The sequence below is a fragment of the Streptomyces himastatinicus ATCC 53653 genome (genome assembly GCF_000158915.1).
Lineage (GTDB): Bacteria > Actinomycetota > Actinomycetes > Streptomycetales > Streptomycetaceae > Streptomyces > Streptomyces himastatinicus.
Map to the genome: position 1 here is coordinate 7180401 of NZ_GG657754.1, position 12898 is coordinate 7193298.

Sequence of the window (12898 nt, forward strand, 5' to 3'; positions counted from 1 at the left end):
GTCGTCATCGGGGCTCCTTCCCGGCGGCCTTGAGCGCGCGCAGCGCCGCCAGTTCGTCGGGGGTCGGCGGCTCGGTCGTGCCCACGGTGCCGGCGACGGCCAGGTCCCAGCCGGTGGCGGCCCGTACCTGCTCGACGGTGACACCGGGGTGCAGCTCGGTCAGGGTGAGTTCGGCGGTGGCCGGGTCGGGGCGCAGGATGCCGAGGTCGGTGATGACGGCGACGGGGCCCGTGCCGGGCATGCCGAGCTTGGTGCGGTCGCCGGGTCCGCTGCCGTGGCCCATGGTGGTCACGAAGTCGAGCTTCCGGACGAAGCTGCGGGTGGAGTGGCGCAGCACCATCAGCACCCGGCCGCAGTTGGAGGCGATCTCGGGGGCGCCGCCCGCGCCGGGGAGGCGGCCCTCGGGCTTGTCGGGGCCGCGGTCGATGACGGTGGTGTTGATGTTGGCGTAGGCGTCGACCTGGGCGGCGCCGAGGAAGCCGACGTCGATCCGGCCGCCCTGGAGCCAGTAGTTGAACATCTCGGGCACCGGGACCACGGAGTCGGCGGTCTCCGCGAGTTCGCCGTCGCCAATGGACAGCGGCAGCCGGGTCGGCTTGGAGCCGATGGTGCCGGACTCGTAGATGAGGACCAGACCGGGGTTGACGGTGGCGCGGGCGAGGTTGGCGGCGGTGCTGGGCAGGCCGATACCGACGAAGCAGGTCTTGGCACCCGCGAGGGCGCGGGCGGCGTTGACCTCCATCAGCTCGTCGCGGGTGAAGCCGGGGGTCTCGGGGGTCTCGGTCATCGGGCGCCAGCCTTTTCGGTACGTCCGGTACGCGTACGCACGTTCTCCTCGATCCACCGCGTGAACGCGTCGCGGTTCCGGGCGATCGGGTCCCACGCCTGGTAGAAGGCGTTGTCGCGCACCGAGTACCCGCTGGCGTACGAGGGGTGCGCCCCGCCGGGGACGACCGAGACCGCGTCGATCACCCAGGTGGGCAGGACGATCCCGCCCGGCCGTGGCTCCAGCTCCTCGACGATCTCCTCGACCGTCACCAGCACCCGCCGCGCGGCGAGCGCGGCCTCCTTCTGTACGCCGGTCAGGCCCCACAGCTGGACGTTGCCCGCGCGGTCGGCCTGCTGGGCGTGGATCACGGTGACGTCCGGGTTGAGCGCGGCGACGGCGGCCAGCTCCTCGCCGGTGAAGGGGCAGGTGACGGTGGAGATGGTGTCCGTGCGCGTCGGGATGTCGCTGCCGCGGTAGCCGCGCAGCACGGCGAACGGCAGCTTGGAGGCGCCCGCCACGTAGCGGTTGGCCATGCCCGCGTGGCTGTGCTCGTCCAGCTCCAGCGGCCGGGGCCAGCCGTTCTCGACGGCGTCGCGGAAGCGGTGCAGCGAGCCGACGCCGGGGTTTCCGCCCCAGGAGAAGACCAGCTTGCGGACGAGTCCGGCGCCGATGAGCTGGTCGTAGATGACGTCGGGAGTCATGCGGACGAGCGTGAGGTCGGTGATGCCCTGGCGGATGACCTCGTGCGCGGCGGCGTACGGGATCAGGTGGGTGAAGCCCTCCATCGCGACGGTGTCCCCGTCGTGGATGAGGTCCGCCACGGCGTCGTGCAGGCTTCGGATGTCGGCCATCGTCACTCCCGCGGTGATCGCACACGGTTCCGAAATGCTCAGTGTGCTGACTATTTTCCTGCCGCTTCCGAACGCTCCCATCGCTCGATGCGCTCGTCAAGGGAGTCTAAGGCGAATGTTCACTGCTCGACACTGGTGCTTCCACAGGGCAGAATCATTCAGTACACGAACCAAACGCTCCGACATGGGGAGGTCAGGGCATGGGTGCGGTCGATCTCAACACTCACCCCGGGCATCTGGCCCGCCGCCTCCAGCAGGCGCATTCGCTGCTGTGGGGCGCGATGGTCTCCGAGGAGACGACCTCGCCGCAGTTCGCGGTGCTCAACGCGCTGGTCGAGAAGCCGGACATCGACCAGCGCACCCTGAGCGAACACGTCCACCTGGACCGCTCCACCATCGCCGACGTGGTCGCCCGGCTCGGCCGCCGCGGGCTCCTGGAGCGGGTCCGCGATCCGCGCGACGGGCGCCGCAACGTCCTCAAGCTGACGGACGAGGGCGAGCGGCTGCACCGGAAGCTGGTCACGCGGACGGCGCGGATGAACCGGGTGTTCCTGGCGCCGCTGGACGAGGACGAGCGGGAGCTGCTGCTGCGGCTGATCGGGCGGGTGGCGGACGCGGCGGAGGAGCTGCGGGCGTAGGGGGTGTCCGCACAGTCCCGCCGGGCCCGCGACGCCTGGCACGCTCCCCCAGCTACCGCTGGGAGGTGCCCCCTCTCGCTGCGTTGTCGAGCCCGTCCAAGTAGGCCCACTACGAGGGACGACCCTCCGCCTTGCGATCGCACGCACCAGACGCCGCGGAAAGATCCGACGCGACTGTGCGGACACCCCCTGGCGCCGACGCCCATGCAGGGGTGAAACCCCAGGTCACCCCTCCGTCGGGAGCGCGCCCAGACCGCCCGCCACCGTACGGGCCGCGCCCGCCAGCGAGGCCACGAACCTCGGCAGCCGCTCCGGTGTGAAGCGGACCGACGGGCCGCCGAAGGAGAGGGCCGCGACTACGTCGCCGCCCCGGCCGCGGACGGGGACGGCCACCGAGGACAGGCCCTCCTCGTGTTCGCCGTGGCTCACCGCGTACCCCTGACGGGCCGTCTCCGCCGCCCAGCGGCGCAGGGTCTCGGCGTGCGCCGGGCCGTGCGGGGAGCGGCGGGCGATCCGGTCCAGGAGGGAGTCGTCGGCGCCGAGGAGCAGGACCTTCGACGGCCCGCCCGCCCACAGCGGCAGCTCGTCCCCGACTTGCACGATGTGGCGCAGCGCCTGGGGCCCCTCCTCCTGGGCGACGCACACGCGGTGCACATCGCGCCGTACGTACAGGTGCACCGTCTCCCGGTGCTCGGCGGCCAGGTCGCGCAGCGCCCGCCGGGCCGGGGCGGGCAGGCGCCAGCCCTGGTCCGCCATGCGGACCCAGCGCAGGAAGGTGGGCCCGGCGGTGTAGCGGCCGTGTTCGTCGAGCCAGAGCAGTCCGTTGAGGCGCAGGGTCTGGAGGACGCGCAGGACGGTCGTCTTCGGCAGCCCGCTGGCCTCGACGATCTCGCGGATGGACAGGGCGGGGCGGTGCTCGCTGAAGAGGCCGAGGATGTCGATGGCCCGCTGGACCGTCCTCATGCCGCCGCCCGCGCCGCCTCCGTCGCCCCCGCCGCTGCCGCCGGACCCCGCGTCCTCCGGCTCCGCGCCCTTGCCCATGCCGCCACTCCTCGCACCGGTCCGCCGGCTGGTCCACCGACGGCCCCAGTATGGGCCCGGGTCCGCTGCGCGGACCAGTGGCCTCGGCTCCGGGACTGGCGTTCGGGCACGTCAGGGCGGCCCCTGGGGCTGCGGCCCGCGTTACGTCGCGGATACTCGTCCGCAACCTCTTGTCGATGCTCAGCATGCGTCCTATCGTCACCGTCACTCGGACCTCAGGGTCCATTCAGCGGACCAATGTCAGGAGTCACGGTGAAAGCAGCCGTTCTCACCGCACCCCGCCGCCTCCGGATCGCCGATGACTGGCCGGAGCCCATATGCGGCCCCTACGATGTCCTCGTCCAGCTCGACGGCATGGGGATCTGCGGTTCCGACCTGGCCGTCTTCGACGGCGCACGCCAGCCCCCGGCCCTCCCCTGGGTGGTCGGCCACGAAGGCTTCGGCCGGATCGTCGCCGCCGGCGCCCAGGCCACCGCGGCACCCGCACCCGGGACCCGCGTCGTCATCGAGCCCAACTACGCCTGCCTCCAGTGCCCCGACTGCGCCCGCGGGCTCACCTCCGCCTGCGCGAAGCGCACCATCGTCGGCATGAACGCCCCCGGCATCCTCGCCGAGCGCGTCGCCGTCCCCGCCCCCTTCGCCCACCCGGTCCCGGCCGCCGCCCGCGACGTCGACCTGGCCTGCGCCGAGCCGTACACGGTGGCCCGTACCGCCGTACGCCGCGGCGGCGTCACCGCCGACGACAAGACCCTCGTCGTCGGCGCGGGCGCCCAGGGGCTGCTGCTCTGTCAGGCGCTGCTGGCCATCGGCGTCCGCCCGGCCGTCGTCGAACCCCATCCGGCGCGCTTGGCACGCGCCGTGGAGCTGGGCGCCCGCGCCGCGGCCGACGGCGAGGGCGGGTTCGGGTACGTCTTCGAGTCGTCCGGCGTCGAGCCCGCGCTGCGCGCCGCACTGGAGCGTGCGGCGCCGGGTGCCACGTTCGTCCTGGTCGGGCTGGGCGCGGACCCACTGCCGCTCACCCTCAACGAGGTCGTCCGCGCGCAGCTCACCCTCCGCGGCTCGCTCATCTACGACCACCCCGGCGACTTCACCGCCGCCCTGGCCGACATCACCTCCGGTGCGGTACGCCCCGGCGCCTCGATCGACGCGTGCTTCCCCCTGGAGCGTGCGCAGGAGGCGTTCGCCGGGGCCCGGGAACGCGCGGGCAAGACCTGGATCTCGCTCACCGCCATCGACTGAACTCCACCGCCGCCGACCGAACTCCCCTCCCCACGCCTCTCCCCTGAGACGAAGGAGTCTCGCCATGAGCACCACCGGCACGCCCGCCCCCGCCGCACCCCCGCCCCTCGTCCCCGACTCCGCCCGCCCGGCCGTCAGCCGGGCCCGCTACGGGCTGCTCACCTCGCTCTTCATCATCACCGCGATCAACTACCTGGGACCGGACGAACCTTTCGGTCGCCCCTCCCGCACATCAAGGGACGACCTCCACCTCACCGCCACCCAGCAGGGGCATCCTGCTCTCCTTCCTTCGGCTGGGCCTATCTGCTGCTCCAGATCCCCACCGGGACGGCTCATCGACAAGGTCGGCGCCAAGCTGGCCTTCGGGTACGCCCTGGTCGGGCTGATCGCTCGCGACCGCCGCCGTGGTCCTTCTCGCGCGGCTTTCGGTTCGCTCGTGGGGATCCGGGTTCGCGCTCGGCGCCCTTCGAGGCACCGGCGTTTCCCGTCCAACAACCGGCTGGTGGTCAACTGGGTTCCCGGGCAGCGAGCGCGGCCGCGCCACCGCCACGTACACCTCCGGCGAGTACATCGGGCTCGCGGTCGCCGCGCCCGTCCTGTCCCTGCTCACCGTGCACTTCGGCTGGCGTTCGGTGTTCCTGGTCACCGGTGCGGTCGGGCTGCTCTTCTCCGTCGTCTGGTTCCGCCGGGTGTACGACCGCCCCGAGCAGAGCCCGAAGGTCAGCGCCCGGGAACTGGCCCACATCCAGCAGCCCGACGAGCAGGAGTCGGCGGCCGCCGTGGAGAACGCGTCCGAGGCGGAACTCTCCACCATGGGCGCCGATCTGCGGGTGCTGTTCACCAACAAGCGGCTGTGGGGCATGTACATCGGCCAGTTCGCCAGCGCCTCCGTCCTCTTCTTCTTCCTCACCTGGTTCCCCAGCTATCTGGTGGAGGAGAAGGGGATGGGCATCATCAAGGCCGGGTTCTGGGCCTCCGCACCCTATCTCGCCGCGCTGGTCGGCACGCTGGCGGGCGGCGCCTGGTCGGACCGGATGCTGAACAACGGCCGCTCCCGCACGGTCGCCCGCAAGCTCCCGGTGATGATCGGCTTCGTACTCGCCTCGATCATCGTGTGCTCGAACTTCACCGACTCCGCCCCGCTCGTCATCACCTTCATGTCGATCGCGTTCTTCGCCCAGGGGCTGATGCAGAACAGCTGGGCGCTGTTCGCTGACTCCGTTCCGCGACGGCTCACCGGCACCGGCGGCGGCGTCTTCAACTTCATGGCCAACGCGGGCGGTGTGCTCACCCCGCTCGTCATCGGCTTCATCGTCGACGCGACCGGCTCCTTCACCTGGGCGCTCGGCTACATCGCCATCGTCGTCGCCGTGGGGCTGCTGGCGTACGCGCTGCTCATCGACCGGGTGGAGCGCATCGAGGCCTGACCTTGCTGGTCCGTTGTGCGGACCATATGACCCACTCAACGGTCCACCGGCGTACGATGACCGGGTGACCGTGACTCCAGAACACCCCACCCCCGGCGACTGGTGGGTAACCGCGGACCAGTCGCTCACCCTCGTCGGCCACCACACCGACGCCGCCCACACCGCGCCCGATCTGCTCGCCACCCTGAGCCGGATCGGCGAGGCCCGCCGGGCCACCGACCACGCGCTCGGCGCCGCCGTCCACGCGCTGCTCGCCTCGGGCCGTACGTGGGACGAGATCGCGGACGCGCTCGGCCACCCGGATGCCGCGTCCGCCCGGCGGGCCACTGCCCCCGCCCTCGACGGCGCCCGCCGCGCGCTGGACCGGCGGATCGGCCACCACCACACCGCCTGACGCACCGGGAAGCCGTCTCCGGGTAGGCGATTTGAGCTGGTTCGTCAATGATTGACGGAAGCTCAGAACCCCTACATCGGCTACTCATTAGTCACGGATTCCACAAAAATTTACCGGCACCTTCACATTTCCCGCACATATGGAGTCTAGGTTCTCCATATTCGTTCGACGGACGCGGGGAGGGATGTCACGGTGCCCGGAATCGACGAGTGCCTGCTGGAGGCCATGAAACTGCCCGGCGCCCGGGGCGCCGCCGTGGTCGACTGGACCAGCGGTCTGGCTCTGGGCACGGTCGGGGAGTCGCCGAGCGGCGACCACGAGACCACGGCGGCCGAGACGGCGGAACTCGCGCGGATGGCGGCGGAATTCCCGTCCTTCGCCCCCGCCGACGGCTCCGGCTGGTCCGACGGTGACACTCCCGTCAACGATCTGATCGTCAGCAACCGCGACAGCTACCACGTCCTCCAGTTCGTCCGCACCACCTTCGACAGCAGCGTCTTCCTGCATCTGTGGCTCGGCCGTACGGAGGGCAATCTCGCCCTGGCCCGCATCCGGCTGGGCGAGATGGCGCGGCAACTGGTGCTGGGGTGAGCACGTTGCGGGCCTTCTCTTCCGGTCTGCCCCGGCGGCGCCCCGCGATCACCGACGACAGCGCTCCGGCCGGATCGCCCATGCTGCACCGGCTCGCCGCCGAGAAGGCCACCGGCTCCTTCATGCGGGAGCGGGGCACGCTCCATCTCGCCGACGGACATGTGATCCACGCGGAGAGCCCGGACACCCCCGCTCTGGAACTGCTGCTCACTGCGGGCGGCGCCCTGTCACCCGAGCAGTGGCGGCAAGCCCTTGACGCGGCCGGACCCGAACAGCGGGTGGGGCGGTTCCTGGTGGACAGCGGCCGCTTCCCCGAGGGCGCGCTCGAACTGTGCCACCTCGGGGCGCTGTACGACGCGGCGTTCTTCGTACTCGGCCCGGACGGTGGCCCGGCCCGCTTCCGGTACGGGGTCGAACACTGGCTGGGAGCCGTGCGCCCCGTACCGGTGGTAGCGGTGCAGCGCGAGACAGCGCGCCGACAGGAGCTGCTGCACGAGATCTGGCCGGAGGACGCGGCGGACACCGAACCGCTGGTGCGGACCCGGCTCCCCCTCGACACGAGGTTGCCGCGGCGGCAGCGCGCGGTCCTCGAGCACGTCGACGGGGTGCGCACCGCGGCCGACATCGCCCGCCTCCTGGGCCGCCCCGCCTTCCACACACTCGTCGACGTCCGCCGTCTCGCCGCCGCCGGGATCGTGGCGGCCGACGCCGGGATCGTGGCGCCGACCCGGCGGCGACCACGGCCCGAAGCCCTGGCTGCCCGCCCTCCGGCCACGTCCACCGGCCCCGACATCAGCCTCCTGCGCCGACTGAGGAACGCGCTGGAGGGCCTGTGATCCGCGCGCTCGGACAGCGTGCCGAAAGGAGACAGCTCATGTCGGCCGAGGCGGAAATCCTCGACGAACTCCACCGGCTCCGGTCCCGTATGCCGCAGTTGACCGGCGCGCTCGCGGCCAGTGCCGACGGCCTCGTGCTGGCGCAGGACTCCCGGGGCGTGGAGCCGGAGGGAGTGGCCGCCCTCACCGCGGCCGCGCTGGGCATCGCCCTGCGGCTCACCGACGCCACCGGGCAGGGCGGCTTCCGTGAACTCCTCGTCCGCAGCGACCGCGGCTATGTGGCCACCTACGCCGCCGGACCGTCCGCCGTGCTGACCCTGCTGGCCGAAGGGCGGGTGAACGTCGGCCGGCTGCACCTGGAGGGACGCCGCTCCAGCAGCCGCATCAGCGAACTGCTCCAGGCCACAGGGCGGGCCACCGCCCAGCAGCCCGATCGCCCCCGCGGACAGCCGTCCGCCCTCACCGACGCGCCCCCCTTGCCCATACGGCCCACCTCCCCGCGCGCGGGCGGGTCCCGCAGCCGCTCCCGTCACCGGGGCACGGGGGAGACCCCGACGACGTAGCCACACCCCCCGCACCGCACAACACCGCAACCCGAAGGGAACCGTCATGGCGAACACCGAAACAGCACTGAAGGACGCACTCTCGACGATCGAGGGCGCCACCGGAGCCGCGCTCGTCGACTACACCAGCGGGATGGCGCTGGGCACCGTCGGGGGCGGCACGGGCTTCGACCTGAACGTGGCGGCCGCCGGCAACACCGATGTCGTCCGCGCCAAGCTGCGCACCATGGAACACCTCGGCCTCAACGATGAGATCGAGGACATCCTCATCACCCTGAGCACCCAGTACCACCTGATCCGGCTGCTCAAGAGCCGCGGCGGCAACGGCCTCTTCCTCTACCTCGTCCTCGACTCCGGACGCGCGAACCTCGCGATGGCCCGTCACCAGCTGAAAAAGATCGAGGCCGAACTGGAGGTCTGAGACCGGAAGCCAGGTCAGTCGCGTTCCCGGCCGAGGGTCCCGATCACGACCGTGGCCTCCCGCTCCTCGCACACCTCCACACGCGGGACCAGCCCGTCACCGGCGACGATGTCGAGCGCGCGCGACGCCTGCCGCTCGCTCGTCTCGAACAGCAGACTGCCGCCCGGCGCCAGCCACCCCGGCGCTCCGGCGGTCACCCGGCGCAGTACGTCGAGCCCGTCCGCGCCCCCGTCCAGCGCCACCCGCGCCTCATGGACGCGCGCCTCCGGCGGCAGCAGGCCGACCTCCTCGGTGGGGACGTACGGCACGTTGGCCAGCAGCACATCGACCCGGCCGCGCAGGGCGGCGGGCAGTGGCTCGTACAGATCGCCCTCGAACACCGCCCCGCCTGCGGGCTCGACGTTACGGCGGGCGCAGCGCACCGCGGCCGGGTCGATGTCGGCCGCGTACCACTCGGCCCGGCCCCCCAGCTCCGCCACCAGCGCGGCCCCCAACGCGCCTGATCCGCAGCACAGATCGACCACCACCGCCCCGGCCCGCGCCACCGCGGCCGCCCGCTCGACCAGGAACTCCGTCCGCCGACGCGGTACGAACACCCCGGCGTCCACGGATATCCGCAACCCGCGGAACTCCGCCCAGCCCAGAACGTGTTCCAGCGGCAGCCCGGCGGCGCGCCGGTCCACCATGCCGTCGATCTCGGCCGGGACCCGCGCCGCGGAAACGATCAAGCGCGCCTCGTCCTCGGCGAACACGCACCCGGCGGTGCGGAGCCTGGTGACGACGGTGGAAAAGCTGATGAGCGAAGGTGAAGAAGATGTAGCCGACATGGAAGCCCTTCGGGATGCCCTGGGGCGCTCCCGGCGGTCAGCTGTGTCGCGTACGGACCTGAGGCGAGAGCACCCAGCCTGAACTGGCGTTGATGGGTCTCACCTCCTCGGTGCGTACGGGTGATGGCCACATTACCCGATGTCCCCACGCCGTGACGGCTCAGGCCAGGGCCGCGTACCGCACGCCCGTGAGCTGCTCCGAGGCCGCCCACAGCTGGCGGGCCGCCTTGTCGCTGAGGGTCCACTTGGCGCGGGCCGCGCGGACGGGGGAGCCGGGTCGGAGGCCCTGGAGGGGCGGGCCGACGTAGTCGTCCTGCCGGACGCCGGGGGCGGTGGCCGCGTACAGGGTGGGGAGCGCGCCGCGCTCCGCGGGCTGGGCGAAGTAGCGGTTGCCGATCTCCATGAACCGCTCCTTCGCCCGGTGGCCCTCCATCTTCGGCGCGGCGGACATCAGATTGGTCGCGGCGTAGCCCGGATGGGCGGCGGCCGCCACCAGGGGGACGCCCGCGGTGCTCAGGCGGTGGGCCAGTTCATGAGTGAAGAGGAGATTGGCGCTCTTGGAGCGGGCGTAGGCGACCCAACGCCGGTACTTGCGCTGCATGGAGAGGTCGGCCGGATCGACCGTGCCCAGCAGGTGCATGAAGCTGGACACGGTGACCACGCGGGCCCCCGCCCCGGCCTCCAGCAGCCTCGGGAGCAGCCGTCCGGTGAGCGCGAAGTGGCCGAGGTGGTTGACGCCGAACTGCATCTCGAAGCCGTCGGCCGTCCTGCGGTACGGGAGCGCCATCACACCCGCGTTGTTGATCAGCAGATCGAGCCGCTCGCCCGGGAAGTCCGCGGCGAAGGCCCGTACGGACGCCAGATCCGCCAGGTCCAGCGGCGCGAACCGCACCACCGCGCCCGGCGCCTCCGCCCGGATCCGCTCCTCGGCGTCCTTGCCGCGCCCCGCGTCCCGGCACGCCAGCACCACTTGGGCGCCGCGCCGGGCCAGTTCGCGGGCGGTGGCATAGCCGAGGCCGCTGTTGGCGCCGGTCACCACGGCGGTGCGGCCGGTCTGGTCGGGGATGTCGCTCGCGTTCCAGCCCTTCATCACGCGCTCCTTCGCGGTCTGCGTTACGCGCCGGTAGCCATCGCTCGGAGCGACAGCCTAAGCGCGCGGCCGTGAAGGTGCGACACCACGTGCGGGGGCCTCAGATTCCCGGATCGACCAGATGCGACTCCGCCAGCTCCCGGTGCCGTCCCTCGCCGAACAGCTCGCCGATCACCATGCCCGGGAACTCGATCGGCTCCGTGCGGCCCTCCAGCGCCACTCGCACCCGCCACCGCTCCCCGTGATGTTCCGTCAGCACCTCCGCCCACTGGCGTGACGGCACCTCCACCCCGCACAGCGTCGGGCCGCCCTCATGCCCGTACTCCCGGAACGCCTGGACGAAGGGAAGCTCCCGCAGGAGCCACGCCAGATGGGCCCACGCCGGGGAGGATGCCGCGGGCGCCCCACCGGCCGTGTCGACGACGGCCCGCGCGTCCGGCTCGGGCGCCTGGTGGAAGGTGAACGACCGGCCGACGGCGTCCAGGCGGGTCAGTTCCCGGCCCAGCGGACCTCCCTGGAACACCATGTCCGAGACCTGCTGGAAGAAATCGGACACCGCCTCCTCCGGCGAGGCCTGCACATGAGGGCTGACCTCTGGCCCGCCCAGCGGCTCGTACGAGGACACGTACCGGAAGATTCCCTGGCCCATGCCCGCCGCCTTCCCGCTCTCCACACACCAGAACCCCACTGTCGGACCCATGGGGCAGGATCTCTCCATGACGCGATCGAACGGGGGAGGGTCGATGACGGACGCGCGTGCGTGGGCGGCTGTGGACGACCGGTGGCTGGTGCACGCGCTGGCGGGGCTCATCGACGGCACGGGGCACTGGGGCGCCGGGTCGCTCGGCGGCATCGAGCGGACCGGGGCCTATCTGCGCGGCGCGTGGGATCCGGCGGAGCCGGGGGAGGGGCCCGGGAAGGCCGGGGAGGGGTCCTGGACACGGTTCATCGGGCGGATCGGGGCCGTCGCGCTGCGGGCCGCCGTCGCGCCCACGCGGGATGGGCGGCGGCAGCGGCAGCTGGCGCTGCTGGAGATGTGGGCGGAGACCCCGTTCGCCGATCCGGCGGCCCGGCTGCGTACCGGGATCGTGGACACCGAGCGGGCGGCGGTGCGTGACGAGCGCGGGGCGGCCGTCAGGGTCGGGTGGGGCAGGGACCGCCGGTGCCGGTTCGTCGATCTGCGCACCGGGGACGCGGAGCCGCCGAGCCTCGGGGAGATCGAGGAGGTCGCCGAGGTGCCGCGCGGCTGGGGCAGCGCGGAGCAGGTGCGGCGGCTGGTGGCGCTGGTGCGGGAGCGGGGGCCCGTGCCGTGGGACCGGCAGGCGGTGGACCTGCTCAGGGACGGTACGGGGCTGGGCCGGGCGGCGGCGTCGCTCGTGCTCGCCGGGATGGTCAGCTTGAGCTACCGCCCCACCCTCGACGCCGACGAGCGGGCGACGCTGCGGCTGAAGACGGCCGAAGCCGAGGCCGCGAGCGGCGAGTTGGCGGGGATCGGCGCGGCGGAGCGGCTGGAGCTGCTGGCGGACGTCCTGCCGGAGGACCCCGCCGACCTGTGGGAGCCGGGCGGGATGCGGCAGCTGGCCGAGCGGCTCGCGGAGGCGTGGCGGGCGCGGTACGGGCGGCGGACCGTGGTGCCGGAGCGCACGCTGAGCGCGGTTGTCGAGAGGGGGACCTCCCCGCTGTCCGCGGGCCGCTTCTGCGCGGCGCTCACCGACCCCGCAGGGGAGCCCACGCTCCGCACCGACCTCGATACCTGGATCCGCAGGACCGACTACGGATGCACCGCGGCCGACGAGCGGTATGAGATTGTGCGGTTCGGGGAGCTGCTGAGCGGCGCCGTCCCCAACCTCCCCTGGGCCTGCACCGAGCTGCCCGCCGGGGACCCGGTCCGGGACGGGGTGCCCGGCTTCGTCGGCCTCATGAAGGACCGGCTCAACCACCCCGAACTGCTGCTGGACGCGGGCTACTTCCGCCACCAGACCGATGACCCGATCGCGGAGCTGCGCGAGGTGTTCGGCGGGCGCCCGTACGCCGGACCGGAGCGGCTGGATGTCGCCACGGTGGACGACGGGCTCACGATCGGTGCCGAGGGCATGATCGACCGCCGTGGCTACCGGGACAACACCCGCCTGTACTTCCGTCCGGCGCTCTACGGGGACGACGAGCGCTCCAAGCGGCTGTCGGCGGCGTCCGCGCCCGGGGTCGGCCGCC

The 12898-nt window shown here is 72.5% G+C and carries 14 protein-coding genes and 1 pseudogene; 9 read left to right on the plus strand and 6 right to left on the minus strand.

Annotation, left to right across the window (positions count from 1 at the left end):
• Positions 1 to 4: 4 nt before the first annotated feature.
• Positions 5 to 787: a CoA-transferase subunit beta gene (locus SSOG_RS30225; RefSeq protein ID WP_009718063.1), complete on the minus strand. Its 783-nt coding sequence runs from the start codon at positions 785 to 787 to the stop codon at positions 5 to 7.
• Positions 784 to 1620 carry a CoA transferase subunit A gene (locus SSOG_RS30230; RefSeq protein ID WP_039939050.1) on the minus strand — a complete coding sequence of 279 codons (837 nt, stop codon included), beginning with the start codon at positions 1618 to 1620 and terminating at the stop codon, positions 784 to 786. The genes SSOG_RS30225 and SSOG_RS30230 overlap by 4 nt, the downstream gene beginning before the upstream one ends.
• A 200-nt stretch (positions 1621 to 1820) precedes the next feature.
• Here SSOG_RS30230 and SSOG_RS30235 point away from each other — a divergent pair, with 200 nt between their 5' ends.
• Positions 1821 to 2258 (plus strand): MarR family winged helix-turn-helix transcriptional regulator, encoded by a 438-nt coding sequence (locus SSOG_RS30235; protein ID WP_009718065.1) that lies wholly within the window; start codon positions 1821 to 1823, stop codon positions 2256 to 2258.
• A 225-nt stretch (positions 2259 to 2483) separates the two neighbouring features.
• On the opposite strand, the gene SSOG_RS30240 is transcribed toward SSOG_RS30235, so the two are convergent.
• Positions 2484 to 3299, minus strand: a complete 816-nt coding sequence (locus tag SSOG_RS30240) for an IclR family transcriptional regulator (protein WP_009718066.1) — start codon at positions 3297 to 3299, stop codon at positions 2484 to 2486.
• 252 nt (positions 3300 to 3551) lie between these two features.
• Between SSOG_RS30240 and SSOG_RS30245 the strand changes: the two genes are divergently transcribed.
• The 7 genes from SSOG_RS30245 to SSOG_RS30275 all read left to right on the plus strand — a co-directional run bounded on the left by SSOG_RS30245 (position 3552) and on the right by SSOG_RS30275 (position 8770).
• Positions 3552 to 4538, plus strand: a complete 987-nt coding sequence (locus SSOG_RS30245) for a zinc-dependent alcohol dehydrogenase (RefSeq protein ID WP_039939052.1) — start codon at positions 3552 to 3554, stop codon at positions 4536 to 4538.
• 404 nt (positions 4539 to 4942) lie between these two features.
• Positions 4943 to 5965: an MFS transporter gene (locus SSOG_RS30250; RefSeq protein ID WP_009718068.1), complete on the plus strand. Its 1023-nt coding sequence runs from the start codon at positions 4943 to 4945 to the stop codon at positions 5963 to 5965.
• 64 nt (positions 5966 to 6029) lie between these two features.
• Positions 6030 to 6359 (plus strand): hypothetical protein, encoded by a 330-nt coding sequence (locus SSOG_RS30255; RefSeq protein WP_009718069.1) that lies wholly within the window; start codon positions 6030 to 6032, stop codon positions 6357 to 6359.
• 192 nt (positions 6360 to 6551) lie between these two features.
• Complete coding sequence (locus tag SSOG_RS30260; protein WP_009718070.1) at positions 6552 to 6950, plus strand: hypothetical protein; 399 nt, start codon at positions 6552 to 6554, stop codon at positions 6948 to 6950.
• Between the two features lie 80 nt (positions 6951 to 7030).
• Positions 7031 to 7786: a transcriptional regulator gene (locus SSOG_RS30265; RefSeq protein WP_245606646.1), complete on the plus strand. Its 756-nt coding sequence runs from the start codon at positions 7031 to 7033 to the stop codon at positions 7784 to 7786.
• 38 nt (positions 7787 to 7824) lie between these two features.
• A complete protein-coding gene (locus SSOG_RS30270) occupies positions 7825 to 8349 on the plus strand; it encodes a roadblock/LC7 domain-containing protein (RefSeq protein ID WP_009718072.1) in 525 nt (174 codons plus the stop codon).
• Between the two features lie 46 nt (positions 8350 to 8395).
• Entirely contained in the window at positions 8396 to 8770 is a 375-nt protein-coding gene (locus SSOG_RS30275; protein ID WP_009718073.1) for a roadblock/LC7 domain-containing protein, read from the plus strand.
• A gap of 14 nt (positions 8771 to 8784) precedes the next feature.
• Here the strand turns inward: SSOG_RS30275 and SSOG_RS30280 are convergent, their stop codons facing one another.
• From SSOG_RS30280 to SSOG_RS46995, 3 genes are all read right to left on the minus strand, one after another.
• Complete coding sequence (locus SSOG_RS30280; protein ID WP_009718074.1) at positions 8785 to 9597, minus strand: putative protein N(5)-glutamine methyltransferase; 813 nt, start codon at positions 9595 to 9597, stop codon at positions 8785 to 8787.
• Between the two features lie 160 nt (positions 9598 to 9757).
• The gene (locus tag SSOG_RS30285) at positions 9758 to 10687 is read right to left on the minus strand and encodes an oxidoreductase (RefSeq protein ID WP_039939053.1); all 930 of its coding nucleotides are present in this window, start codon (positions 10685 to 10687) and stop codon (positions 9758 to 9760) included.
• A 100-nt stretch (positions 10688 to 10787) separates the two neighbouring features.
• Positions 10788 to 11387: a hypothetical protein gene (locus tag SSOG_RS46995; RefSeq protein WP_154685998.1), complete on the minus strand. Its 600-nt coding sequence runs from the start codon at positions 11385 to 11387 to the stop codon at positions 10788 to 10790.
• A gap of 43 nt (positions 11388 to 11430) precedes the next feature.
• Between SSOG_RS46995 and SSOG_RS54085 the strand changes: the two are divergent.
• Positions 11431 to 12898 (plus strand): annotated as a pseudogene (locus SSOG_RS54085) (hypothetical protein); the annotation flags it as partial.

What these genes read in the sequence shown, in the direction of transcription:
- SSOG_RS30240 (WP_009718066.1), bottom strand. Translation starts at nt 3,299, where the DNA reads ATGGGCAAGGGCGCGGAGCCGGAGGACGCGGGGTCCGGCGGCAGCGGC.
- SSOG_RS46995 (WP_154685998.1), bottom strand. Translation starts at nt 11,387, where the DNA reads ATGGGTCCGACAGTGGGGTTCTGGTGTGTGGAGAGCGGGAAGGCGGCG.
- SSOG_RS30270 (WP_009718072.1), top strand. Translation starts at nt 7,825, where the DNA reads ATGTCGGCCGAGGCGGAAATCCTCGACGAACTCCACCGGCTCCGGTCC.
- SSOG_RS30285 (WP_039939053.1), bottom strand. Translation starts at nt 10,687, where the DNA reads ATGAAGGGCTGGAACGCGAGCGACATCCCCGACCAGACCGGCCGCACC.
- SSOG_RS30230 (WP_039939050.1), bottom strand. Translation starts at nt 1,620, where the DNA reads ATGGCCGACATCCGAAGCCTGCACGACGCCGTGGCGGACCTCATCCAC.
- SSOG_RS30235 (WP_009718065.1), top strand. Translation starts at nt 1,821, where the DNA reads ATGGGTGCGGTCGATCTCAACACTCACCCCGGGCATCTGGCCCGCCGC.
- SSOG_RS30225 (WP_009718063.1), bottom strand. Translation starts at nt 787, where the DNA reads ATGACCGAGACCCCCGAGACCCCCGGCTTCACCCGCGACGAGCTGATG.
- SSOG_RS30275 (WP_009718073.1), top strand. Translation starts at nt 8,396, where the DNA reads ATGGCGAACACCGAAACAGCACTGAAGGACGCACTCTCGACGATCGAG.
- SSOG_RS30265 (WP_245606646.1), top strand. Translation starts at nt 7,031, where the DNA reads ATGCTGCACCGGCTCGCCGCCGAGAAGGCCACCGGCTCCTTCATGCGG.
- SSOG_RS30280 (WP_009718074.1), bottom strand. Translation starts at nt 9,597, where the DNA reads ATGTCGGCTACATCTTCTTCACCTTCGCTCATCAGCTTTTCCACCGTC.